34 protein-coding genes and 1 tRNA gene are annotated in these 23,136 nt (G+C 52.9%); 22 read left to right on the forward strand and 13 right to left on the reverse strand.

Features of this window, described 5'->3' with window-relative positions; translation table 11 throughout:
• Positions 1-58: 58 nt before the first annotated feature.
• From WC488_00735 to WC488_00745, 3 genes are all read left to right on the forward strand, one after another.
• A complete protein-coding gene (locus tag WC488_00735) occupies positions 59-280 on the forward strand; it encodes a 4Fe-4S dicluster domain-containing protein (GenBank protein ID MFA5076935.1) in 222 nt (73 codons plus the stop codon).
• A gap of 12 nt (positions 281-292) precedes the next feature.
• On the forward strand, positions 293-1,516 hold the full coding sequence (locus tag WC488_00740; protein MFA5076936.1) for an NAD(P)/FAD-dependent oxidoreductase: 1,224 nt from the start codon (positions 293-295) through the stop codon (positions 1,514-1,516).
• Between the two features lie 114 nt (positions 1,517-1,630).
• A complete protein-coding gene (locus WC488_00745; protein MFA5076937.1) occupies positions 1,631-2,710 on the forward strand; it encodes an inositol-3-phosphate synthase in 1,080 nt (359 codons plus the stop codon).
• 6 nt (positions 2,711-2,716) lie between these two features.
• On the opposite strand, the gene WC488_00750 is transcribed toward WC488_00745, so the two are convergent.
• Positions 2,717-3,298, reverse strand: coding sequence for a rhomboid family intramembrane serine protease (locus WC488_00750; protein MFA5076938.1), 582 nt, complete (start codon positions 3,296-3,298; stop codon positions 2,717-2,719).
• Positions 3,299-4,216: a thioredoxin-disulfide reductase gene (trxB, locus tag WC488_00755; GenBank protein MFA5076939.1), complete on the reverse strand. Its 918-nt coding sequence runs from the start codon at positions 4,214-4,216 to the stop codon at positions 3,299-3,301.
• A 237-nt stretch (positions 4,217-4,453) separates the two neighbouring features.
• Here trxB and WC488_00760 point away from each other — a divergent pair, with 237 nt between their 5' ends.
• From WC488_00760 to WC488_00810, 11 genes are all read left to right on the forward strand, one after another.
• Positions 4,454-4,879, forward strand: a complete 426-nt coding sequence (locus WC488_00760; protein ID MFA5076940.1) for a 30S ribosomal protein S19e — start codon at positions 4,454-4,456, stop codon at positions 4,877-4,879.
• Between the two features lie 6 nt (positions 4,880-4,885).
• The gene (locus tag WC488_00765; GenBank protein MFA5076941.1) at positions 4,886-5,176 is read left to right on the forward strand and encodes a DNA-binding protein; all 291 of its coding nucleotides are present in this window, start codon (positions 4,886-4,888) and stop codon (positions 5,174-5,176) included.
• Between the two features lie 9 nt (positions 5,177-5,185).
• Positions 5,186-5,347: a 50S ribosomal protein L39e gene (locus WC488_00770; GenBank protein ID MFA5076942.1), complete on the forward strand. Its 162-nt coding sequence runs from the start codon at positions 5,186-5,188 to the stop codon at positions 5,345-5,347.
• A 5-nt stretch (positions 5,348-5,352) separates the two neighbouring features.
• On the forward strand, positions 5,353-5,820 hold the full coding sequence (locus WC488_00775) for a 50S ribosomal protein L31e (protein MFA5076943.1): 468 nt from the start codon (positions 5,353-5,355) through the stop codon (positions 5,818-5,820).
• A 10-nt stretch (positions 5,821-5,830) separates the two neighbouring features.
• A complete protein-coding gene (locus WC488_00780; GenBank protein MFA5076944.1) occupies positions 5,831-6,493 on the forward strand; it encodes a translation initiation factor IF-6 in 663 nt (220 codons plus the stop codon).
• Between the two features lie 4 nt (positions 6,494-6,497).
• Positions 6,498-6,815, forward strand: a complete 318-nt coding sequence (gene metG / locus WC488_00785) for a methionine--tRNA ligase subunit beta (protein MFA5076945.1) — start codon at positions 6,498-6,500, stop codon at positions 6,813-6,815.
• A gap of 14 nt (positions 6,816-6,829) precedes the next feature.
• Entirely contained in the window at positions 6,830-7,006 is a 177-nt protein-coding gene (rpl18a, locus tag WC488_00790) for a 50S ribosomal protein L18Ae (protein MFA5076946.1), read from the forward strand.
• Complete coding sequence (pfdA, locus tag WC488_00795) at positions 7,006-7,416, forward strand: prefoldin subunit alpha (protein ID MFA5076947.1); 411 nt, start codon at positions 7,006-7,008, stop codon at positions 7,414-7,416. Before rpl18a ends, pfdA begins: the two co-directional genes overlap by 1 nt.
• Before the next feature lie 15 nt (positions 7,417-7,431).
• Entirely contained in the window at positions 7,432-8,958 is a 1,527-nt protein-coding gene (gene ftsY, locus WC488_00800) for a signal recognition particle-docking protein FtsY (GenBank protein MFA5076948.1), read from the forward strand.
• 3 nt (positions 8,959-8,961) lie between these two features.
• Complete coding sequence (locus WC488_00805; GenBank protein ID MFA5076949.1) at positions 8,962-9,345, forward strand: PIN domain-containing protein; 384 nt, start codon at positions 8,962-8,964, stop codon at positions 9,343-9,345.
• 185 nt (positions 9,346-9,530) lie between these two features.
• Positions 9,531-9,680: a CxxC-x17-CxxC domain-containing protein gene (locus tag WC488_00810; protein MFA5076950.1), complete on the forward strand. Its 150-nt coding sequence runs from the start codon at positions 9,531-9,533 to the stop codon at positions 9,678-9,680.
• Positions 9,681-9,737: 57 nt separating this feature from the next.
• On the opposite strand, the gene rsmA is transcribed toward WC488_00810, so the two are convergent.
• Positions 9,738-10,505, reverse strand: coding sequence for a 16S rRNA (adenine(1518)-N(6)/adenine(1519)-N(6))-dimethyltransferase RsmA (gene rsmA, locus WC488_00815; protein MFA5076951.1), 768 nt, complete (start codon positions 10,503-10,505; stop codon positions 9,738-9,740).
• The gene (locus WC488_00820; GenBank protein MFA5076952.1) at positions 10,502-10,759 is read right to left on the reverse strand and encodes a DUF357 domain-containing protein; all 258 of its coding nucleotides are present in this window, start codon (positions 10,757-10,759) and stop codon (positions 10,502-10,504) included. The genes rsmA and WC488_00820 overlap by 4 nt, the downstream gene beginning before the upstream one ends.
• A gap of 53 nt (positions 10,760-10,812) precedes the next feature.
• On the opposite strand from WC488_00820, the gene WC488_00825 reads away from it, so the two are divergent.
• A tRNA-Arg gene (locus WC488_00825) sits at positions 10,813-10,972 on the forward strand.
• Between the two features lie 8 nt (positions 10,973-10,980).
• On the opposite strand, the gene WC488_00830 is transcribed toward WC488_00825, so the two are convergent.
• From WC488_00830 to WC488_00850, 5 genes are read right to left on the reverse strand one after another with little or no spacing between them, the layout of a single operon-like run.
• Positions 10,981-11,727 (reverse strand): GTPase, encoded by a 747-nt coding sequence (locus WC488_00830; protein ID MFA5076953.1) that lies wholly within the window; start codon positions 11,725-11,727, stop codon positions 10,981-10,983.
• A gap of 8 nt (positions 11,728-11,735) precedes the next feature.
• Positions 11,736-12,632, reverse strand: coding sequence for a type II methionyl aminopeptidase (gene map, locus WC488_00835; GenBank protein MFA5076954.1), 897 nt, complete (start codon positions 12,630-12,632; stop codon positions 11,736-11,738).
• A gap of 46 nt (positions 12,633-12,678) precedes the next feature.
• Positions 12,679-13,173 carry a hypothetical protein gene (locus WC488_00840; GenBank protein MFA5076955.1) on the reverse strand — a complete coding sequence of 165 codons (495 nt, stop codon included), beginning with the start codon at positions 13,171-13,173 and terminating at the stop codon, positions 12,679-12,681.
• Positions 13,174-13,206: 33 nt separating this feature from the next.
• Complete coding sequence (locus WC488_00845) at positions 13,207-13,677, reverse strand: hypothetical protein (protein MFA5076956.1); 471 nt, start codon at positions 13,675-13,677, stop codon at positions 13,207-13,209.
• Position 13,678: 1 nt separating this feature from the next.
• Positions 13,679-14,536, reverse strand: coding sequence for an RsmB/NOP family class I SAM-dependent RNA methyltransferase (locus tag WC488_00850; GenBank protein ID MFA5076957.1), 858 nt, complete (start codon positions 14,534-14,536; stop codon positions 13,679-13,681).
• A 338-nt stretch (positions 14,537-14,874) separates the two neighbouring features.
• Between WC488_00850 and WC488_00855 the strand changes: the two genes are divergently transcribed.
• Positions 14,875-15,696: a cytochrome b5 domain-containing protein gene (locus WC488_00855; GenBank protein ID MFA5076958.1), complete on the forward strand. Its 822-nt coding sequence runs from the start codon at positions 14,875-14,877 to the stop codon at positions 15,694-15,696.
• 35 nt (positions 15,697-15,731) lie between these two features.
• Complete coding sequence (locus tag WC488_00860; GenBank protein MFA5076959.1) at positions 15,732-16,343, forward strand: ferric reductase-like transmembrane domain-containing protein; 612 nt, start codon at positions 15,732-15,734, stop codon at positions 16,341-16,343.
• A 528-nt stretch (positions 16,344-16,871) separates the two neighbouring features.
• Here WC488_00860 and WC488_00865 read toward each other — a convergent pair.
• On the reverse strand, positions 16,872-17,795 hold the full coding sequence (locus WC488_00865; GenBank protein MFA5076960.1) for a hypothetical protein: 924 nt from the start codon (positions 17,793-17,795) through the stop codon (positions 16,872-16,874).
• 122 nt (positions 17,796-17,917) lie between these two features.
• Here WC488_00865 and WC488_00870 point away from each other — a divergent pair, with 122 nt between their 5' ends.
• From WC488_00870 to WC488_00885, 4 genes are read left to right on the forward strand one after another with little or no spacing between them, the layout of a single operon-like run.
• Entirely contained in the window at positions 17,918-18,367 is a 450-nt protein-coding gene (locus tag WC488_00870) for a hypothetical protein (GenBank protein MFA5076961.1), read from the forward strand.
• 9 nt (positions 18,368-18,376) lie between these two features.
• The gene (locus tag WC488_00875) at positions 18,377-18,916 is read left to right on the forward strand and encodes a hypothetical protein (GenBank protein ID MFA5076962.1); all 540 of its coding nucleotides are present in this window, start codon (positions 18,377-18,379) and stop codon (positions 18,914-18,916) included.
• Positions 18,909-19,682, forward strand: a complete 774-nt coding sequence (locus tag WC488_00880; protein ID MFA5076963.1) for a hypothetical protein — start codon at positions 18,909-18,911, stop codon at positions 19,680-19,682. Before WC488_00875 ends, WC488_00880 begins: the two co-directional genes overlap by 8 nt.
• A 1-nt stretch (position 19,683) precedes the next feature.
• Positions 19,684-19,941 (forward strand): hypothetical protein, encoded by a 258-nt coding sequence (locus tag WC488_00885; protein ID MFA5076964.1) that lies wholly within the window; start codon positions 19,684-19,686, stop codon positions 19,939-19,941.
• Positions 19,942-19,997: 56 nt separating this feature from the next.
• Here WC488_00885 and radA read toward each other — a convergent pair whose 3' ends face one another.
• Both radA and WC488_00895 read right to left on the reverse strand, forming a co-directional pair.
• Positions 19,998-20,975, reverse strand: coding sequence for a DNA repair and recombination protein RadA (gene radA / locus WC488_00890; protein MFA5076965.1), 978 nt, complete (start codon positions 20,973-20,975; stop codon positions 19,998-20,000).
• 26 nt (positions 20,976-21,001) lie between these two features.
• Positions 21,002-21,265, reverse strand: a complete 264-nt coding sequence (locus WC488_00895; GenBank protein MFA5076966.1) for a hypothetical protein — start codon at positions 21,263-21,265, stop codon at positions 21,002-21,004.
• 379 nt (positions 21,266-21,644) lie between these two features.
• Between WC488_00895 and WC488_00900 the strand changes: the two genes are divergently transcribed.
• Positions 21,645-21,986 carry a hypothetical protein gene (locus WC488_00900; GenBank protein MFA5076967.1) on the forward strand — a complete coding sequence of 114 codons (342 nt, stop codon included), beginning with the start codon at positions 21,645-21,647 and terminating at the stop codon, positions 21,984-21,986.
• A gap of 22 nt (positions 21,987-22,008) precedes the next feature.
• Here WC488_00900 and yjjX read toward each other — a convergent pair whose 3' ends face one another.
• Positions 22,009-22,998, reverse strand: coding sequence for an inosine/xanthosine triphosphatase (yjjX, locus tag WC488_00905; GenBank protein ID MFA5076968.1), 990 nt, complete (start codon positions 22,996-22,998; stop codon positions 22,009-22,011).
• Positions 22,999-23,136 lie beyond the last annotated feature (138 nt).

Genomic DNA, 23,136 nt, shown 5'->3' on the forward strand with positions numbered 1-23,136 from the left:
CCCGAGTTTTAAAATATTTGGCAGCTTAGAGTAATGCGTTTATATGCAAGGTGATTTGATGATAACCATTGACCATGCTGGCTGCGTGATTTGCGTCGGATGCGCTTCTGTGTGCCCGTTCGGGGCCGTCGAGCTCATCGGAACGAGAATCAAGACTTACCCGGAAAAATGCACTGACTGCGGGCTGTGTATAAAGGCGTGCCCTGCGAACGTGATTACTCTCCATAAAGGAGTAAAGGATGTGAAGGACTTGCCTGCCGAGGCGAGGAAGAAACTCTGAATGGTGGTGCTGATGGCTAAGAACGGATACGATTACGACGCGATAGTAATAGGGGCAGGGCCTGCTGGAAGCACAGTTGCTAGATTGCTTGCGCAGAATGGGAAGGACGTGCTTGTGATAGACAAGAGGAAGGATGTAGGAAGCCCGGTGAGATGCGGCGAAGGGCTCGGGGAGCGGGAAGTGGTTGCCATGGGGCTCGAGCTTCCGAAAGAGGTCATTTCAACTCCTATTCTTGGCGCGAAAGTTGTGGGGCCCAACGGAAAGGAAATCGTCTGGAAAAGCAAGGACACCCATGGGTGGGTGCTGGAGAGGAAGATGTTCGACAAATGGCTCGCGGAACTTGCGGTGCACGAGGGAGCCGAAGTGAAGGTTTACACTAGGGCAGTGGACCTCGTGAAGAAAGATGGGAAAATAGATGGAGTGAGGATGGAGAAATACGGGAAGGATGCATACGATGTGAGCGCCCCGCTGGTGATAAGCGCGGAAGGGATGGAGGCGCACATCGCAAGGAAAGCGGGATTCAAGACGGTGCATAATTTGTATGATGTTGACACGTGTTATCAATATGAGATGCAGGAGTACGAGCACGAGAACTTGATTGAGCTTTATTTCGGGAACGAGATTGCCCCGCGGGGCTACGTGTGGATATTCCCGAAGAAGGACAAGAAAGCGAATGTGGGAATCGGAATAGGGGCGAATCTCGCGAAGTGGAAGAAGAACAGCGGGATAATGGGCGCAGGGCCGAAAATACTGCTTGACGATTTCATCGCGAATAATCCTAAATTGAAGGACGCGAGCACGCTGGTGGATTTCGGGGGAGTGATAAGCGTCGGGGCTCCCTTGGATAAATTCGTTGATGATAATATTATGGTGGTCGGGACTGCGGCAAAGCAGGTGGACCCCATACACGGGGGCGGAATCGCACTCGCGCTTGAGGCAGGGGTAATGGCTGCGAAGGTTGCGAACGAGGCGATTGAGAAGGGGGATTTCTCGAAGCAGAAGCTGTACGAATACGAGAAGATGTGGAGGGCCGACCCAGGGAAGAAGGTGGAGAAGAGGCTCCTCCTCAGGAAGGTGCTCGAGAACATGAGCGATGATGATTTCAAGCACATATTCAACACCATAACTTACCCTGATTTGGATTTGGTGATGCAGGGAAAGTTCGCAGGGCCGGTCGCGAAGGTGCTTGGGGGAAGGCCGCAGCTCGTGGGCGTGCTCAGGGCGCTGATTTCATAATTCTTCTTTTTTAGAATTTCGAGTGAATTAGGTTAGCGGAAGCTGGGCTAAAGGTTATAAATTTTAAACTATATAACAAATCATTATATAGTTAACAAAAATGATGGTGTACGCATGGCAGGGAAGATAAAAATTGGAATTATCGGCGCGGGAAACTGCGCTTCAGGCTTCATACAGGGAATCGAGTATTACAGACAGCATCCTGAGCGCGAAGTGGTCGGGATAATGCATCAGGACATAGGGGGCTACGACGTGCGCGATATCGAAGTGGTGTGCGCTTTTGATGTGGATAAAAATAAGGTGGGGAAAACGCTGGACGAGGCGCTGTACGTGAAGCCCAATTTAGTGAACTGGGTGAAGCTGCCCAAAAGCGGGGTTGTGGTGAGGCAGGGGCCGCTTTACGACGGATTGGGAAAATATCTTTCAAAGATTATTGAGCCGGCGAAGGAAAGGCCTGCGGAGGAACTGGAAAAGGAGATAGTTGGGGAGATAAAGAGGAGCGGGGCTGAAATACTTGTGAATTACCTCCCAGTGGGGAGCCAGAAGGCGACTGAATTTTGGGCAGAAATTGCGCTGAAAACAAGGGTTGCGTTCATAAACGCGATACCTGTGTTCATAGCTTCAGGGCTGAAGTGGGAGAAAAAATTCGCGCAGGCTGGAATCCCGGTAATCGGGGATGACATGAAAGGGATGATTGGCGCCACCATTGTGCACAGGGTGCTTGCGAAGCTCACCCAGGACAGGGGTGCTGAATTGAGCAGGACTTACCAGCTCAATGTGGGCGGGAACACGGATTTCAGGAACATGCTGGAAAGGGAAAGGCTAGAAAGTAAGAAGATTTCAAAAACAGAGAGCGTGCAGAGCCAGCTGAAGCGCCCTTTGCCTGCTGACGACATACACATAGGGCCGTCGGATTTCGTGCCTTTTCTGGGGAACACGAAAATAGCGTTCATGAGACTGGAGGGGAAGATGTGGGCGGATATTCCGTACAATATGGAAATAAGGCTGGATGTGGACGACAAGGCGAATGCCGGAGGAATAATCGCTGATGCGGTGAGGATTGCGAAAGTCGCGCTGGAGAAAAAAGTTGGGGGTGCGCTCATAGGGCCTTCCGCGTATTTGATGAAGCATCCGCCGAAGCAGATGAGCGATTCGGAAGCGAAGAAAGAGATGGAACTGTTTTTTCAGAATTGATTTGTATCAAGGGCCGGGAAACGAGTAGGACCATTCGGAGGAGCGTTTTCCCTTTAGATAATGAGCATAGAGGAGGCCGAAAAATAAACCGCCCAGGTGGGCAGCCCCTCCGATTCCGCTCGCTTGCCCTGCAGGAGTTACGTACAGGATGTTTATGAATACCCAGAACGCGACCGCGTACTTCATCTTCATCGGGAAGAAATACAGGTAAACGAAGCTGTCCGGCTCGAACAGCGCGACCGCCCCCAGGATTGCGAAGATGGCCCCGCTCGCGCCTAGCGCTGGAGCCGGCGACGTGATGCCTGCGAAAACGAATGCGAGGTAGAGGAGATTTCCCACTATGCCGCCGAGGAAGAATATCTTGTACATTTCCCTCTTTCCTGCGATGCGCATGAGCGGCGGCGCGAAGAAGAAAAGCGAGAGCGCGTTGAAGAACAGATGCTCTATGCCGCCGTGCATGAATATGGAGGTCACGAGGCGCCAGAGCTCGAGCGGCTTGGAGGGGTCCAGGTAGAAAAGCTCGGTGAAGCCTGGAATTACAAGCTGGGCTACGAATGCAAGGGCCATTGCGGCCAGGAGATAAAGCATTCAGCCACCCGCGAGGAATTTAGTTGCGGAAACCGCGGAAACCGTGCCGTCCCCTGTGGCTGTGGTGACCTGCTTCACCCTGGAGTTGGTGACGTCGCCGGCAGCGAAAACGCCCGGAACATTGGTGCGCTGTTCCTCGTCAACCACGATGAAGCCGTATTTGTCCAGGTTGAGCGCTCCTTTTAGGAACTCGGTGTTTGGAATCCACCCCACGTAGACGAAAACGCCCTGGGTTTTTATTTCCGAGAGCGAGTTGGTTTTCACGTTCCTCACTTTCATGGATTCCACGCTTTTAGTTCCGGTTATCGCTTCGGCCACGCTGTCCAGAAGGAATTTTATCTTCGGGTTGGATTTCACCTTGTCCTGGACAGCTTTTTCAGCGCGGAATTCGCTGCGCCTGTGCATTATGGTCACTGAATTGGCGAATTTGGCCAGGTAGTTGGCTTCCTCGAGCGCGGAGTTCCCGCCTCCGATTACCAGGATGTCTTTGTTTTTGAAGAACGGGGCGTCGCAGGTGGCGCAATAGCTTACCCCTTTGCCCTTGAGCTCCTCTTCGCCTGGAATCCCGAGTTTTTTCTCCTTGCTTCCGCTCGCTATTATTACGGTTCTTGCCTCGAAGGTCCCGTTCGAGGTTTGTATTTTCTTCACCGGGCCTTCCAGCTCGATGCCGAGTACATCGGTGAATTCCATTATTTCCGCCCCGAATTTTTTGGCGTGGCTGGCCATCAGTTCGGTGAGCTGCGGGCCTGAGAGGGATTCGAAGCCCGGATAGTTCTCTATTACCGCCGTGCTGGCTACCTGGCCTCCCAAAGCGCCCTTCTCTAAGACCAGGGTTTTGAGACCCGAGCGCGAGGCGTAAAGCGCTGCCGTGAGGCCGGCAGGGCCTCCGCCTATTATGATTAAGTCGTAAACAGACATAAGAGCACCTGGAAGAATAACCTGCAAACTGCTTTAATTGCTTTGCTGGAATTGGCGCGGGAAACGGGCTTCGTAGGGCTGTTGGTGGGGCCAGCCAACGGTTTTTAAGCGTTTCTCTATTAAAGTATATTCCCAACCAAGCACGGTTTACCAAGGCTGTGCTAATTTTATTCCACGACGGAGAGAGATGTAATAGTAGTGTTTGGTTTGGTTCTTTGTGAACCGGGAGATGATAGGATGGCAAGTGCATTGGATGTAGATACGAACAGGCTCATGGCGAGCGTCGCAGGCAAGCTGAAGGAAGCTGGAGTGGTGGCCCCGGAGTTCGTGGGCCTCGTGAAGAGCGGGGCGCACAACGAAAGGCCGCCGGAACAGCCGGATTTCTTTTATATAAGGTGCGCCTCAGTGATGAGGCAGGCATATGTAAGGAACACTGTCGGCGTGCGCAAGCTCAGAGACCATTACGGCTCTGTGAAAAACAGGGGCGTGAGGCCCGAGAGGCACGCGAAGGCCGGAGGCTCGACCATAAGGAAGGCGTTCCAGGCTTTAGAGAAGGCCGGCTTCATGGAAAAGGTGGAGAAAGGAATCAAGAAGGGCAGGAAGCTCACCCCCAAGGGGAGAAAACTGCTCGACAACTGCGCCAAGGAGGTAAAGAAAGGTTGAGGTGCCATGGAGGACATCGAGCAGGCCAGGATGAAGAGGCTGAAGGAGCTTCAGGAAGCGCAGAAAGCCGAGGAGCAGGTGAAGGCTGCGATGCGCGCCATGCTGGACGACAGCGGATACGACAGGATGATGAATGTCAAGCTCGCGAGCCCTGAACTTTACGCGCAGGCGGTGCAGGGGTGCGCAGGGGTGTATCAGCGCCTGGGGCGAAGGCTCGGGGAGCGGGAGGTGCTGCTCGTGCTGAGGCGCCTGAAAGGCGGGGAGCGCGAGACGAAAATAACGTTTGATAGGAAATAGGGTGTTATGATGACCAAAAAAACGCATGAGAAAAGGAGGCGGCTCAGCAAAGCCACCAGGCAGAACAGGCGCCTGCCCATCTTCGTGGCCATAAGGACCAAGAGGAAGGTCACGCAGAACGCGAAGAGGAGGGCGTGGAGGACGCACAAGCTCAAGTCGAATGAATGGTGATTGCGATGGCAGAGGAAAAAATCTACACTATACCGCTCAGGGATGCATTTAGCTATGTGAGGACCAAGCGGGTGAGGAGGGCAGTTTCCATTGTCCGGGCTTTCGTTTCAAGGCATGCGAAAGTTGATTCCGGAATGGTGCGGGTTTCCGAGGCGCTCAACTCGGTGCTGTGGAGGAACGGCATCCAGAAGCCGCCGAGAAGGATAAAGATAAAAGTTGTGAAGGAAGAGGGGTTCGCAAGGGCGTACCTGCCTGATGAAGTGGTAAAGAAACCTGAGGCTAAGAAGGAGGAAAAACCAAAAACTGCGCAGGAAGGGAAGGAAGCGAAGCCTGAGGCTAAGAAGGAGGAGAAAAAAACCGAGGCTAAATCAGCCGAGAAGAAGGCCGAGACTGCGACAAAGCAGGATGCGCAGGTGAAGAGAGATACTCCTAGACAGATTGGGAAGCAGGAGCCGGTCAAGGGCGGAGTCTGACAGTGGGTTTATGCTGCGCACCTCGTACTATGGAAATTCTTTCATAGGCCTGTTTTTCAGGGCCAACGACAGCGTGCTCCTTGCGCCGCTCGACGCCCCGGACAAGGTGGTTGATGCGCTCGAAAATGAGTTGAAGGTGCGGGCTGTGCGAGTTTCGATGGCCAATTCCAATTTGGTTGGGATATACACTGCGATGAACAACAACGGGATTGTGCTTCCCAATGTGATTGAAGAAAGCGAGCGGCTGGAGCTGAAAAAGGAGGGCTTGAACGTGTTCGTTTCGCGCGAATTGAACAACGCGCACGGGAACAACCTGTGCGTGAATGACAAAAGGGGCATTGTGAATCCACGCGTGGACTCTGCCGAGAGGAAGAAGATGGAGGATGCGCTCGGAGTGGAGATGGCGCCGGTCTCGCTGGCAGGGCACACCACGGTCGGGAGCGCGTGCGCGTCCAGTGCGGATGGATTCCTGGCGCACTATGCAATAGCTGAAAAGGAGCTCCAGGAAGTGGAGGAAGCGCTCAAGGTCCCCGGGGACAAGGGCACTGTGAATGGAGGCGCGGGATTTGTCGGATTGGGCGTGGTGCACAACAAGAACGGCTTCGCGGTCGGGGAAAGCACCACGGGCTTTGAGATGGGCAAGGTGGCCGGGGCGCTGGGCTACGTGAAGTGATTGGATGGTCGCATATGAGGAGTTCGCGAAGCTGGATTTGCGCGTGGCGCGCGTGCTCGAATGCACAAGAGTGGAGGGCTCGAACAAGCTGCTGAAGCTATTGGTGGACGTCGGAGCTGAGAAAAGGCAGGTTATCGCCGGAATAGGGAGGGAGTATGAGCCGGAGGGTTTGGTCGGGAAGAGTGTTGTGCTGGTAACGAATTTGGACTATAGGAAGCTCGCGGGGCTGGAATCCCAGGGAATGCTGCTCGCGGCAGGGGATGCTGAGATTGCCCTGCTCACTGTGGACAGGGAAATCGCCCCAGGGGCAAAAATCGGATGATGATAGGTGATTGCATGAAATTCGCGGTAAGCGGAACTGGGGAATTGAGGAACGGGACGAGAAGCTTCAAAAAAGAGGTTGATGCGAAGAGCGAAAACCACGCAAAGGATTTAGTGTATTCGCTTTTCGGCTCTGCCAACGGGTTGAACAGGAACAAAGTGAAGATTGAGAGCGTTTCCAAGGTGGGATAATGGCCGAGGAAACGCAGCGGATGATGTACGAGGCGAGAGTGTACGGCGAACAGCTCAGGCTGCTCCAGAACGAGATTGAGCGCATCAACATGACCGCGATGGAGCTGGAAAGCTCGCTCAGGGCCGTGGAGGCGCTCAGGGAGGAGCAGATTTTCGTGCCTATAGGGGCAGGTGCCATGATGGGCGCGAAGCTGAGTTCTACAGAGGTGCTCATGCCAGTGGGCGCAGGCTACATGACCGGGATGAAGAAGCACGAGGCGATAGAGGAGATAAAGAAAAGGATGCAGACCACCCAGGGCGCGATGGAGAAGCTGCGCGCCGAATTCGAGAAGATAAATGCCAAGCTGTACGAAGTGGGCGGGAAGATAGATGCGATGAACGCCAAATCGCGCGGGCAGGGCGGCTTGTGAATAGAGTGAAACCGCATGTTCGACTTTCTCAAGAAGAAAATTTCCGGGCTGGTGGACCGGATTGCCGGCAAGCCGGAGCAGAAGAAGGAGGAACCTGCGAAGCCCAGGGAAGAGAAAGCCGGAGCTGGGAGGGAAATCCTAGTTGATGTTGAACAAGTGGCGCGGAAAGAAGGGATGAAAGCAGGAGTTGAAACTGATTTTGCCATAGGGAAACCTGAAAGGTTGGAGGCTCGCGCGGAAAAAGAAGCAAAAGAGATAGCCGCGCCTGAGCAGGCTGTAAAGGAGCGGATTGAAGAAAAGATTGGGCGGCCAGGCACTAAGGAGGAAACTGCAGCGAAGGCTGCGGGGAAAGCAATCGCGAAAGAACCAGTTAAATCTGAGAAAGTGCTGCATGCCCCAGTTCAAATTCTTAAGAGTCACAAGGAAGTTAAACCTGAAATCAAGGAGGAGGAAAAAGCTGGGGCAAAAATCGAGAAGGTGGCTGAGACAGCCAAGCCGGACACGCAGGTGAAGCGGGAGGTCCCGAAGCACGTTGAAATGCCGGAGCCGGTCAAAAGCGGGGCTAAAGAGAAGCCGGAAAATACTGTGGTTGCCGAAGCGCCGGAGAAACCGCATGAGGCTAGGGAAGCCAAGGAGAAGCCAGAGGGGAAGGTGAAGCTCAGCCTGGTGAGCCAGGTGAAATCCCTGTTCTCGAACGAGGTGGAGCTTGGGGAGAAGGACGTGAAGGACGCGCTTTCGGATTTTGAATTGGAACTGCTCGAGGCGGACGTGGCTTACGAGGTTGCCGAACAGATAAAGGACGAGCTTGGGAAGGAGCTGGTTGGGAAGAAGGTTAAGAAAACCGAGCTCCAGGGGCAGATTGCGAGCGTGTTCCACAAATCAATCAGGGACATAATGGCTGAGAAAAAAGGGGAGACGATAGAGGAAAGGCTTGGGAAGGACGGAAAAAGGCCGATTACAATCATGTTCGCAGGGCCGAACGGAAGCGGAAAGACCACCACAATAGCGAAGATAGCCCGCATGCTCAAGAACTCCGGGTATGGGGTGGTTATTGCTGCCGCGGACACGTTCAGGGCCGCGGCGATAGAGCAGATGGAGATACACGGGCAGAAACTCGGAGTCAGGGTGATAAAGGGGAAATACGGGGCTGACCCGACTTCGGTGGCGTACGACGCGGTAAATCACGCGAAGGCGCACGGGCTGGACGTGGTGCTTGTAGATACTGCCGGGAGGCAGGAAACCAACCAGAACCTGCTGAACGAACTGAAGAAGATGGTGCGGGTGATAAGCCCGGAGATAAAACTGTATGTGGGGGAGAGCCTGGCCGGGAACGCGGTAATCGAGCAGGTCCAGGCGTTCAACCAGGAGCTCAGGCTGGACGGAATCGTGCTCACCAAGCTGGATTGCGACGCGAAAGGAGGCACGGTGATTTCAATATCCAGGGTCACCAGGGTTCCAGTGGTGTACGTGACTACCGGGCAGGGATATGGGGATATAGAAGTGTTTGACCCTGATAAGATGGCAAGGGGAATTGCGGGTTAGATTATGAGAACGGTCATACTGGACACGAATTTCCTGCTCATACCACACCAGTTCAGGATAAACATCATGGAAGAGCTGGAGAGGCTCATCGAAGGACCGCACGAGCTTGCGGTTTCTGATGCGATAGTGCACGAATTGAAGGGGCTTGCGAGAGGGAGGGGCAAGGAAGGGGTGGCGGCGCGGGTTGCACTCGAAGGGATTGCGAGGAAGAAGATAAAAACCATAAAAAGCGCGGAAACTAATGCGGACAGATGGATAGCGGAGTATTGCGCAGAAAATCCCGGAACCATCGTTTGCACGAACGACATAGCGCTCAGGAGGGAGCTGAAAGCCGCCGGGGCCAGGATTATAGTGATGCGCACGAGGACCAGGATTTTCTGGGCATGAGCTGGGAAATTGGGGAAAGCCTGGGAAATGCATATGTTTATATACCAGCGATTCGCAATAGGATACAGTTTAGACAAGCGCTCCAAGTGGGTGCGCCAAGAGCAGAGTGGTAGAGTAGAGGCGATCCAAAAGATTGCTGAACCTAATTCTTCTGAGCTGGGTGTTCTAAACAATTAGGTGAAAAAATGACGTACGAATCCGGTTCGGATAGGCCAATGTATGATGCAGTTTGCTCTGATTGCGGAGCTGCCTGCAAAGTGCCGTTCCAGCCCAAGGAAGGCAGACCTGTTTACTGCAGGGACTGCTACAGGAAGCACAAGCCGAGCAAATTCTAAGCAGAATGACGCTCGCAGATGCGAATCCGTTTTTAATTTTTGTTTTTGTCTTTCAATTTAACCCGGCTTAACTGGGATTTTTCCGGCAATCTTCTCAGAAATCTGCTTTATTTCGTCCAGCGTTAGCTCGCGGGGCCGCTTTTTGAGCGCGTCTCCGAGAATTTCGAGCCCTTCCTTTTCGAATCCAGAGGAAAGCAGGGCGTTGCGCACGGTCCGGTTTTTATGCTGGAAGATGGAGCGTATCGTGCCTTCCAGTGCCTCTGTGCCCTGAACCTGCTTTTTTTCCAGCAGAATGATTGCTGAATCCACTTTCGGGGCAGGGAAGAAAAGGCTGCGGCGCACCTTCTGCACGTATTTGACGCTGTAGAAAAGCTGGGAGGTGACGCTGAGGCGCCCGTAGCCGGAAGTTCCGGGCTGTGCGACCATCTTGCGCGCGAATTCCTCCTGGACCATAAGGAGCGCATTTTCGAATTCGAACTCCCTAAGTTTGAATAGGATGGGGCTGGAGATGTAGTATGGGATGTTGCCGATTATTTTGTGGATTTTTCCGAGTTTAGCAGGGCTTATTTCGAGAAAGTCCGCGTGTATGATGTGCACAGGGCGGCCCTTGAATTTCCCCTCGAGAACTTTTACCAGGGAAAAATCCTTCTCGACTGCTATCACCTGCTTCGCGCCTGCGGTGAGGAGCTGCTCTGTGAGCCTGCCGTCGCCAGGGCCTATTTCAAGCACGGTTTTGCCCTGCGGTCCGAGAAGGCGTGCCTCTTTCGCAAGCATGTTCGTGTCGCGCAGGAAATGCTGGCCAAGGGATTTCTTGAGGTGAATCATTTTTCAGCCAGCTCGTGGAACGTTTTGCCTTCCTCTTTGAGCAGTATGCCTTCCAGGATTCCGTAGGCGTAGTTCGCGCACCCGAAAGAGGAGAAATGGTCGCCTTTCAGGTGGTAATGCTCGGAGTCCCTGAGATAGTTTTGCGCATGCGCGAGCTGGGGCAGGTAGTTTTTGGAATAGGGGCGGGCTTTGAAATACTGGATTATTTCCGCGAGCTTCTGCAGGTCCTTTTCCGAACGCACTTTTTCGTCCATAATGGAATTTCGGGCAATCTGTTTAAAAGCATGCGAAGTGCAGAATATTGTGCGGGCTCGTGGCGCAATGGATAGCGCGCCCGGCTTCGGATTGCCCTGGACCAATCGCGGTCCAGAGTCTCTCTTTCAAGGAGAGACCGGGCGGTTGTGGGTTCAGGCCGTTTCACCTAAAATGCTGGAAGGGGCGGTCGCCCAGGAATCCTGCCGAGCCCGATTTTATTCTAAAAAACGAACTTTCCTTTCTGGAAGTCGCGGATGAGCACTTTCGCGGCTTCTGTGACGTTCAGTACACCCTGCTTTTTGAGCAGGCCGCGCTTTTTCGCAATCTGCTCGAGCACGTCCTCGGCATCAGTGGCTGAAGAAATCCCGTAGTGCCTGAGGAGCGGGTTCGGGGAGAGGGAAAACGATTTTGAGATTAGTTCGGCTGCTGCCTGCTCGGGCTTGTCCATCTCGGTTACGTCGAGAGCGCTCTTGAGCGCGAGGGACTTGTCGTTCTCGCCTATTTCATAGACTCCGGCGGTGTCGCAGAGCATCAGGTCTTTGGAAAGGCGTATCCACTGGGGCCCTTTGGTGAGCCCGGCCCTGAAGCCGGTCTTGGCCGAGTATTTCTTCCTGAGCGTGTTTATGAGCGAGGACTTGCCCACGTTGGGAATCCCGAAAACCACGATTTTGCCTTCCTTGGTCTTGCGGTATGGGTTTTCGAGCGCAATTTTGCGCGCCCGGGATATTATTTCCCCTGCGCCTTCGCGGGTGCGCGAGCTGAAGTAGATGAATCTGGGAAGCCGGCGCTCCTTCGGAATCAAATCGGATTTTGAAGCGACCACAAGGATTTTTTTGCCGAACCTGCGCTCGAGCTTGCCTATGCGGGTTTCCTCTGGAAAGCGCGCATCCACCATCTCTATCGCCACGTCCGCGGTGCGCAGAAGCTCCACGAGCTGCGAATAGAATTTCCTTTCCGAGTAGGGCATGCGAAGACCTATTTGGTGAGCACGAGAGGCTTTTCCGAAACAAGAATCGTGTGCTCTGCCTGGCTCACCAGCCCGTCGCCGGAATCCTTGAGCACTGGGTATGAAACCAGGATGCGCTGCGCTATCATCTCCTTGAGCGCGGTCCCGACCATGAGCCTGGAGAAGCCAGCTGAATCGAGCCACCTCTGCGCGAACGGGAGGAGGACGCGCTCGCGCATTATGTACTCCTGGATTTTGCGCGCCTGCGGAAGGCGCAGGGGCTTCGGGTTGATTAGGGAAAATATCTCCACCTGATCCGTGTCCTGGACGAATCCGCTTCCTGTGCTTGCGAACGGCTCTATGGCGAATATGTCGCCTTCCTCAAGGACATAGGGGCTGGAGTTGCGGACTGCCGGGATGTCCACGCCTGCATGCAGGATTCCTTTCCGTATCATGTGGCCGCTGAGATTGGAAATCGGGTGGAAGCCGAAGGATTTTATGGTGTCTTCTATGGCCGCTGAGACGTCGGATACGTGGGTTCCGGGAACCATGAGCTTTATCGCTTCCGCAAGCGCCTTCTCGCTTGCCCCCACTAACTTGGTTTGGTTGTTGGAAAGGTCGACAGTGTAGGCGGTGTCGGTGAGCGCATCGTTCAGCGAGGCACCTAAATCAACCTTTACCACGTCATTTTCAGTGAGCAGCAGGTCGCAGTTGGTCTCTGGGCTGAAATGGGCTGCCTTCTCGTTTACTGATATCGTTGCTGGAAAGGCGCACTTTGCCCCTTCGCCAGCTATCATCTGCTCTATGGTTTCGGCTATGTCTAGGAGAGATTCATCCACCATTATCAGGCTTTTGGATTCATCCCTTACTTTGGCGGTTATCCTGCCGGATTGAATGAAATCCTCCCTGTCTGTTTCAGAAAGCATGCTGACCGAAGGTAATTGCGCGTGAGAATTTTAAAAGCGGTGGGAGTCAGCCGCGAATGCACGTGCCTCCTGCGTCCGGGTACGTTCCGTCGAGCCTGCATTCGAGGCCGGATTCGCACTGGAATGCGGCTATACCTCCGCAGAACTCGCCTTCGCCGGCAAGTGGCCTTGGAAGCATGGCTTCGGTGAGCATGTTCCACTTCTTGTCCAAGTAAGCGGAAGTTATGTTTCCGCCAGTTATTTGGATTACCGCGGTATGCGGCGTGAGGACTGTGAGGACCTGCTGGCCAGTCCTGTTTCCATAGCCTCCGCTGCTGGACACGAAAGTGAATGTGAATATCCAGCAATCAGGGCATTTGAGCGTAGTGGTGTTGACGTGCTTCAGGGTTCCGACCATGCCGTCAAACGCGTATGTCTCGTCGTCCATTACGAAATCCTGCGCCTTCTCAAGTGCCAGCTCTTCGTTTGAATTGGCTGGCTGGCCTATGCAGCCTGCCAGCAATAGAACAGATAAAAATGCGAATGCGAGCGCCTTTTTCATTCAATCACCTGCACAAAATTTGTCGCGGACGGCTTAAATGGATTGCTTTTTTGCTGGGACCAGGGAATTTTCTGCGCGCTTCCTTCCTTTCCCTATGAAGTCCGGATATAATTTTCCATCCCTCAATCTTCCGATCCCGAGCACGTGGGTTCCGGATTTTGCGATTTTCCATCCGCTTCCGGTTGAACCGGCCGCGGAATCTGCCGGGTTCCGGATTTCGACGAAATCATTTTCCACGAAGCTTTTCGCCTGGATTTCGTCCAGTTCGAGGGTATTCTTTGTTGCATGCTTGCCGAAGAGCTGGATGAACTCGCTCTTGAGTTCTATTCCATTCGTGCTTACTTTTCCTGCAACAAAGCCCATATACCCTGCCGGCTTCATCATCATGAGCGTTTTGGAAAACACGCGTATCACGTTCTCCTGCTCCTGCAAAACTACTTCTCTTGGGAGCGTTATGCCGAATTCCCTGCGCAGGTATTCGCGGAACGTGGAGACGTGGCTCATGCTATCCCTTTTTCACCTTGGCTATGAAGAAACCCTCGCTATTGAAATGGTGTGGGTAAATCCGGGCGGTTTTCCTGAATTCCTTTCCGTATTCGGAAAGCCCGGAATCGTGCGGAAAATCGAATTCCAATCCGGCCAGCCCGGCTTCCGGCCTCTTTTCCAGGAGCAGCTTTACTGTTTCCTCGTTTTCTTCTTTCGCGTACGTGCAGGTGGAATACACTAATTCGCCGCCTTCCCGAAGGGAATCGTAGGCGGAAAAGAGCATTTTTTTCTGGGTCTTGGACATCTCGTATGCGAGGTTGGGTGTGAATTTCTTGTATGCATAGGGCTGGGAAAGGGAGGAGCAGGGGGCGTCCACCAGGGCTTTTGTGAAATAGGAGTTTATTCCCAGTTTGGTGCCGTCGCGCACGGTCACTTTTGCGTTCAGGATTCCGAGGCGGGCGACATTCGAGAAAAGGGCCGAGCCGCGCTCCCAATTCACTTCGTTCGCGAGTATCGCGCCCTTGTTCTGCATGAGCATCGCTAGGTGCGATGTTTTCGAGCCTGGGGAAGCGGCTATATCTAGTACGATGTCGCGCTCGTTTGGATTGAGAATCAGCGAGGGAAGCATGGAGGAAAGCGACTGGGTGTGCATATATCCCAGGAAATACTCCCAGGTCGCGCCGAGGCGGGCCTCGCTTTCCGCGTAAAAGCCGCAATCATAAAATGTGGGTTCGAGCTTTATTTTCGTGATTTCGAAAAATTCCGCTTTGGGGATTTTGAGCGTGTTTACGCGTATGGTGTCTCGAACCGGAGCTGAGAGCATTTTGTCCGCGTCTGCGAAGCCGGAGAGGTAGTCTCGGAACTGCTTTTCATCCATGCACATTAATTGCTGCGAATGGTTTAAATTCTGTAATTCGGCTTGTTTTTAACTGTGAACCGGTCTTTGTCGGTAAGATGGTGGCTCCAGGATTTTCCGGAAGAGAGCACGATGTGGCGTATGCCCACTTTTTTGTCGAGGGGCGCTTTAGAGAGGCTTTTGGCTAGCATGGATGAAATAAAACGACAGGGGGTTTTGCAAAAATAAATCCAGGGTGTTTCACCTGTTTCGGGAGCCGGCTCATTTCAGACCACTCGCTTGCACGCACTGCCCAATCCATTATATTTGGAGAAATATTTGGAGAAATTAATATAAAGGAGGTGTGGGCACGACCATGCATGCATTCCAGAAGCATTTTTGCGATGGCTGCGATTCTACTCGCGTTGATGGTGCTCCAAGGCTGCACGGTCAACCCGCAGGACCTTTCGGCACAACCAAAGCCAGGGGTTGGATTAGCCGGGGCCAACGGAACCGGTGATGGTTCGGCGCCCAGTGCGATAACGCTCAGCGTGCAGGAGATTGCGAAGCACAATACCGAGGCGGACTGCTGGGTATACATAAATGATGCGGTGCTGGACCTTAGCTCGTTCACTGCGCATCCCGGGGGAATGGCATATGCGCCTTATTGTGGAACCAATGCGACTGAGGCTTTTTACAACGTGCCCGGAAAAGGGGGCCATTCTGCCTACGCGCTTGGATGGATGAAGGATTTTGAGATAGGGGTTGTTGGCGGGCAGGTTCAGGCTGGGCAGCGCGGCGGCAGCGCGGATTCGAATGTGACGGCAGGGGAAGCCGGCTTTACCGGCGGAACGGGCGTGCGGAATAATGGCTCTTGGGGAAATCTAACGCTTTTGACTGCGGAGGAAGTGGCTAAGCACAGCGCAGAATCCGATTGCTGGGCCATATTCTGGAACGATGTGCTGGACTTGAGCGCGTTCACCAAACACCCGGGGGGCGCGGCTTATACATCTTATTGCGGGGGCGATGGAACCAGCGCCTTTGAGGCGATAGGCCACTCGTCTAAAGCTTATGCGCTCATGGCGGATTACAAGATAGGTGAAATCGGGCAGAGCGTGGATATTGCGAACACTACGGCCGCGAATCCGAGGAATGCGACTAAATTTGAAGATGATGATGAATGGGAAGAGGAGGATGACTGATGGATAAGGGAGGACTCTTGTTTCTTTTGCTGATTATGGCGTTTGCCATGCTAGCTGCTTACCACGCGCTGTTTCCGGTTCCGGCCGCGATGGTATTCACGAGATTCCTCGGGCTCGCTGGTTTCATGGTATTGTGCGTTGCTCTAATGCTGGGGCCGCTCTCAGCAATTTCACCAGCAACTTTCGGGCCCCTACTTATGCACAGGAGGGCGGTGGGGATAGCCGCATTTGCCCTCGTGCTTGCGCACTTCCTGGTTTCGTTCTCGCTCGAGCTGGGAGGCAACGTGGGGTATGTGCTGGCGCAGGCGCCGCTACAGCTTGGCGCGGTTGCGTTCGCGATATTGACGGTGCTGGCCCTGATTTCTAACGACTGGGCATTCAGGAATGTTCCGAGCTGGAAGGGCATCCAGCGCCTAGCGTATATCGCGTTCGTGCTTTCTTTCGGGCATTTTCTCCTCAAGGCGAGCGGGATGTTCGTGGCTGTTGCTGGGGGCAAGGTATTCGCCAACGCGGCGGAATTAGCAATGGTGGCGCTTGGAATGGCAACCATCCTGCTGCAACTGGTCGGATTTTATATCATGGGCAAAAGGAAGAGCGCGAAGGCTGCTCATGCAGCTACGGAGGCGCAGCAGGGAAAAACGCTGTAGGAAAAGGAAGTGGGCCTGATGAAAAAGGAGTTTCTGGTTGTGACATTAACGACGGCAAAACTCGCAACTCAGAACCCGGAGAGGTTCGGGGGTAAGTAAAATTGGGCCTGCTGAGATCTATTCCCCATACCCCCTCGAAATGCGATTCACTAAAAGAAAAGGGGATCCTGAAAACCTGGGGTTTTCGGGAGACAGTCGCCGAATCGTCGGCGACTGGATATGGGTTTGAACTCAGGACCTATGGCTAACTCAGACAGTCCTATAGTTTCCTGTATTAGAGGACGCCATATAAGACCATCGCTCTAACCTGGCTGAGCTACAGGCCCAACTATTAGGATTGTAGTTAATAATGCTTTTAAACCGTGGCAGTTTCTTTTTTGGGGGTGAAACACTCAGACCCTTTTTTCTTTGGAAACGACGGGGAAATGCATTAAAGAAAAAAGGGGATATGTGGGCTGAGCTACAGGCCCAACTGATGATACATTTGATTGCTAACGGTTTAAAATAGTGACTATATACGACACAAAGTCAATTTATTTTCCTTGAACCGGTGAATGGGTTGTCTGGCGGGAGGTCTCGCGCACACCCGGGGCCAAAAAACCATGCGGCGGGCGAGGAAACCTTGGAATCGATGGCGCTCGCGCAATTTTCCAGCGCACCCTCCAAGCCAGGAATCTGAATATATCCAGATGTCGAAAGCACGGTTTCACGGATTGCGTTAAGTTCGTCGGAGGTGTAAAATCTGACTCTCTCTTCAGAAAGCAGGTTCACCAAAGGCAGAATTGCGTATTCTTGGAACTGGAGGGATTTAGATAGGGTATTTAGCAGGTTGGCTGAAGGCAAACGCGTCGAAGGGTCTGCGTTGAGGTTGAGCACCGTACTGACTAGAGCTGGGATTGACTCGGAAATATCGCATTTACAATCCAACTGTGTTTCCAGGGCAACTAAAGCGAACTGTTGGTTTTGAGTTGAGGGACTGCCGAACATATCTATGAATACTCGAGTTGGAATGCGCGTGATTGCACGTGGATTAAAACGCAGGAAATTTAGCGACCATATATGAACCGGGCTGGTTTCTTCCGAGAGGGAGCTACTCAGAAATGCGAGTGCGCTCTCTCCTTTCTCCTTTTCGTTGGATTCTAAAAGGTTAGAAATATGGAGCTCTAGGGCCATGCCTGAGAAGAACCTAACATAAGCGGAAGGGTGCCCTAGGACGGACTTCAAAAACGGCACTGCCTCGGCCACATTTTCTTTGCGGTCGCATGCGTACTCGTAGATGTTCCTGGCTAATTCTAATTCCTCGGGCTTAGGTAATTTCATGCCAGGGATGATGGTGAGATATCTGTAAGAACGCAAAATATCCTGTCTGGTGAGTAGTGGCTCCTTTGATTTGAATATTGGGGGAGCCATTGGATTATTTGCCAATATGCACGATCCGTCTTTGTTTTTCATAATTTATATTACGTTTCGTTTGTTTTTAAATATGCGTTTATACATTTATTATAACACACTGAAAAATGCTTTCCAGGCGCTAATGGTTTAAAAGATTGCTAGTGCAATTCAATTCGATAAAGATGGAACTGAGGGACTCCTTCAAGGCTTTTGCGAATCGGGTGCTGCACGCGGCCAGGATGGGACAGCTCGCGAAGAAAGACATCAAGACGCTCGAACGGCTGATTCTTAGGACGAAAAAGAGGAATCTTGTGCTTTCCAGGGCGATATTGGCATCGCTTTCGGGCGGGAACGAAAGCGAGCGGGATGTGAAGAGGTTCGCGCACCTGCTCGAATTGGCAAACCATAGGTTAGCTGAGGAAAAAGAGCCGTTCTTGGCTGGGGAGAGCAGGGAGCTTGAGGACCTGTTCGGGAGGCACTCGCTTTCAGTCAATGCGGCCAGGAGGTTCATATTCAGCCTGGATGAGCTGCTCGCGATGGAGCTGATGGGCCAGATGGACAGGGAAGTCCAGGTCCCGAAAAGGACCGATGCGCATGCCCGCACTTTTGAGAAGGAGAAGCTCGCCCACTAGGGATTTTGCATGAAGATAAAGCTCACTCCTGAACTTTCTTACTTGATAGGCATGTGGTCCAGGCGCAGGAGCAAGGAGGGGCTTGGAATGGAAGGGGGGAAAGAGCTGCAGCAGGTTTTCGCGCAGAAAGTGCTGGAGCTTGGGCTCACGGCTTCCGACAAGCTGCTTTCCGACGAGAATAAAGTCTATTTTTACCACGGGAAGTACAGGAAATTCTTCCAGGAGATAGAGAGCGAGAAGCTCGAGAGGTACAAATACATAAACGAGTACTCGGCAAGCTACCTGGCAGGGCTGTTCGACGCGGTGGGCGGCATAAGCGAGAGTGGAGTGGTTTACCTGGAGAGGTTCGGGGGCATGGATGAGATACTGCTCATGCGGCTGGGCTTTCCCAACAGGCCGAAGGAGGGGAAACTGGTGATTGGGCGCCCGAAGGCGTTCCTGCTGTTCATCCGGAACTACACGAAACTGTTCGCAGGCCATCCGGTGATGGAGCTGGTTGCAAGGAGGAAGAGGGCCGGGAAAAGACCGGGCGGAGATGGGCATGCCTGAACCGACGTTTATTTCTGAACCCAAGACGAACGTGAAGAACTGCACTTTCAAGATTATAGCCAACCCGCTGAAGGATTGGGCGGTCAGGACCGCGCAGGAGATTGAGAAGCTGCTCGGCCCGGACAGGATTGTGCCTGCGGAAGAAGATGTGAGCATAATCATCGGGGGCGACGGGACGATATTCCACAACAAGGACAGCATTCATGGCGCGATATTTGCCATAGGTGGGAGGCAGAGCCAGGTCTGCCAGGCCAACCAGGAGAACTGGAGGGAGAAACTCGCGCAGATGATGAAGGGGTTTAGGGTTGACGAGAGGGTGGCGCTGGCTGTGAAGGTGAATGCGGGGGATGCGGGCTGGGCGATAAACGACGCAGTGGTGCACTCGAGAAAGCACAACTTCCTCAGGCTTGCGCTCAGCGTCGGGAACGCAGAATACCATTTCGGCGGGGATGGAATCATAGTTGCGACTCCCACAGGTGCAACCGGATATGCGTATTCTGCAGGTGGTTTCATCATAGGGAAGGTGCCGCACCTGATGGAGGTGGTGCCTATCTGCCCATATATGAGGGCTTTGAAGCCCATGCTCGTGCCTGCGCTGAGCAAGGTGAGGGTGGCGAGCGAGGAGGGGGACGCGGATTTGATAGTAGACGGGCAGAAAATAATAGAGCTTGGGGGCAATGATGTTGTTTCAGTGAGCGGGACCAGGACGGCCAGGTTCGTGGATTTGCCGTCTAAAAACAGGAGAATCACTGCGGTGAGGCTGTAGGATGGGTGCTCTGGAGGAAGTGCTGGCCCAGAAAAGCGTGGTCCTGAACGCGGTGATAGGCGGGATGAGGCAGAGGCATGAATTCTTCATAGAACGCGAGGAAACCGCTTTTGGGAAGATACCGTACCTGGCGTGCAGGCGCGCGCTGCCGGTAAGCGAGATGATGCGCATCGCAAGCGAGAGCGGTTTGCCGGTTAAATGCCCCGGGCAGAAAGTTTTCCCGAACGGGAAGGGGCCGAAGGATTTCGCTGGTTTGTAGGTTCGAGAAGTGAGGGCCGCCCGCAAAAACAAATGGGCGGGAAGAAAAAACAGGAACTAATCCTTGAGCCCTTCGGAAGTGACTTTGAACACCCTTTCCCCATCAGGAAGGTTCGGGGAATCCACCAGCCTGGCTATGCGCTTGTCCTCCTTGCTTTTGCGCACGTAAACGCGGTAGGTTGCGGCGTGTGCGAGCACATGGCCGCCTATTGGCGTGGTCGGGTCTCCGAACATTATCGCAGGGTTGTCCATCACCTGGTTGGTCACATAAATAGCGAGGTTGTAGTTGTCCGCAAGGCGCTGGAGGAGATGGATGTGCTTGTTGAGCTTCTGCTGCCTGTCGCTCAGCGCTCCCCGGCCTATGTAATCGGCCCGGAAATGGGATGTGAGGGAGTCCACGATGAAGAGCTTCACGTTGTTCTCTTTTATCAGGGCTTCGGCCTTTTCGGCCAGAAGCATCTGGTGGTCCGAATTTTCGGCCCTTTGGATGTATATGTTCTTCAGCACTTCGTCGGGGTTCATGCCCTGGGCTTCTGCTATCTGGACTATGCGGTCAGGCCTGAACGTGCTCTCGGTGTCTATGAAAATGGCTTTTCCTCCGAGGCCACCCTGCTCGCGGGGTCTCTGCACGTTTACCGCGAGCTGGAACGCAACCTGCGATTTTCCGCTTGAAAATCTGCCGAAAAATTCGGTTATCGCCTGGGTTTCTACGCCCCCGCCGAGAAGGTCGTCAAGTTCCTTTGAGCTGGTTTTTATTTTCCCTATGTCCTGCCTCCGCTTCATCACCACGTCCGCGGTCTCGAATCCTATGTCAAGGGAGGATTTGGCTGTCTCGATCGCTTTTTTCGCGGCTTCCACGCCGAAATCCCCGACTTCCGCGAGCTCGTGGGGCGTCGCGGACGCTATGCTGGCCACGTCTTTGTAGCCAGCGGCCTTGAGCCTTTCGCTTGTCGCGGGGCCTATCCCAGGGAGGTCCTCCAAATCATCGTATTTCTTGTATTTCTGCTCTTTCTCGTCTTTTTTTTCAGCCGCCATTCAATTCACCATCCATCATTTTGCAATCAAAGCTCGCTCTGTTTGTCTCTTGGGGTGTTCGGGAAAACCAGTAATTTGAGGTCGCCGATTTTGAGAGTGTAAAACTCGTTTCCGTTCTTGCTCATGTTTTTCCACATCCCACCTACGCCCTTGAATATGGTCTTGCCATCCTTGTCGGTCATGGGCTGGACTACGCGCAAATCCGGCCTTCTTCCTGCAGAGCTTTCTGCCTGAGTTCCGGATTCACCAGTCGATTCGCTGGTTACTTCTTCAAAGTCTTCTTCTGCCATTCATATCACCTCAACCGCAAATGCGATTGTCTGTTCTTATATAAGCATATATAGTATATATTAATATAGGAAGGGGTGCTTTCCAGTGGCTTTGCGAATATCGAACAAAAACTAAATTAAAGTTCCTGGATAAATTGTGTGCATGCGAAGCAGGATGCTTTGGGCTGGTGCGCTTTTGCTTATTCTTGCTGCTGGATTCGTTCTGGGAAGCCAAAAAATGACCGTGGCGGAAAATAGTTATGGAAATAATTCTGGAAATGCCTCTAATAACGCGCGCGTGGCTGGCAATGGAACTACGAACGAAAATTACAGTTATTTGGGCTGGGTTTTTGAAAATACAAACAATGGCGGAAATGCAAGCGTACTCTGGAATATCAGCATGGGCAACAACACCAGCGATGCCAGGCCGAAATTGTTTTACTTTTACAGAAAGGGATGCTCGGCGTGCGCTGAAGTGACGCCCTGGGTGGAAAACGAGATGAAAAATTATGCCAGTAGCATTGAGCTGGTTGAACATGATATAGATGAGGGTGGAGGATGGAGCATCCATAAGGGATTTTGCAGCGCTTACGGAGTGCCTGTGAACGAAACTTTCGTCCCTATGGTGTTCATTGGGAACGCATATTTATGGGGCGTGGATGGTATAATGAGCGGGCTGGATGGCGCGATTGAAACGTGTTTGGATGAGAAGTGCGAAACTCCATCTGGATTGCCGGAATAAGTAGGCCGGTTTATGCCGAGGTTCAAAAATATCTGAACAGGTTTTTAGCTTCGCTTATCCGCGGGATCATCGCGCACAAAAATGCCTGTTCATTCATCTGCTGGCGAGTCAAAACGCCGTTCGAGAGGTAGTGGATTGCCCCTTTCTTGTACCCGATTTTGTCTATCCCTGTAAGCTCGGACATCGCCGCGCCTAAATCCTTGTGCTGGTTTAGCAGTTCTATCGCCAGTTTGGGCATCTGGAAACCCATGCTGGTTCCGAATGTGGTCCTTTCACCGTCGAAAACTGCGCATATCGCTATGTCGTAAAGACCATCCCCGAAGTTGAACAAACCGCTTTCAAATCCGATTCCGAAATCCGCGTTCGTGGCTGAATACGCGGATTTGGCCCGATTTTCCGCTCCTTTGAGGGTTTCCTGCTCGAATGGCTGCTCGCGTATCCTGGATTGGACTTTCAGGGTGCGGACGGAGGAATTTTTGAATATTTTTTTAGCGCCCTGCGCCAATCCTTGCTTTTTGCTCGGGTTTGCGGAACCGAGCGCGAAAATTACTGGCTTGAGGCGCTTCCCTTTCAAATCTATTCTCTTTTCGTGAATTCTTTTTGCGGAAATTTTTATGAAATCCTCGGCATAGGCAAGGGGAACGGAGATTATGCGCAATGGTTTGCGGCGGTTGGACTTTCTTATGCGGTTTATCTCTTCAGCAGCGGATTCGGTTTCGCTTGAAACAATTATCGCGTCTGCATCGGTCTGGGGCGCGAAGCCGTATTTGTCGCCTATTTCCACTATTTCTAATTTCCTTTTGGTTTTTGATTTTTTCAAAATATTTTTTACGAAATTTTCTAGGTTGAGCGCGCGCCCTGAGTAAGGCACGAACGGGTAAGCTTTGGTCTGCCTTGCGTATGAATCGCTTGTGAGCCCGATTGTGATTTCGTCAAACGCGAGCGCGGCTTTCAGGAGGCGCTCGTGGCCGATGTGCAGGATGTTGAATGTTCCGCCGAGTATGCATTTCATGAATGGAAAAAGAAGGGAAATGTAATAATGCTAGCGCTTGGCTTGGCTGGAGCTGGTTTGGGGCTGCAGGCTGGCCGGGCGCTTCACGCTGGGCTTGCCTTTGCTACCACCCCCGAGGATGTTGCCGATGTCTTTTCC

The organism is Candidatus Micrarchaeia archaeon (assembly GCA_041650355.1).
Classification (GTDB): domain Archaea; phylum Micrarchaeota; class Micrarchaeia; order Anstonellales; family Bilamarchaeaceae; genus JAHJBR01.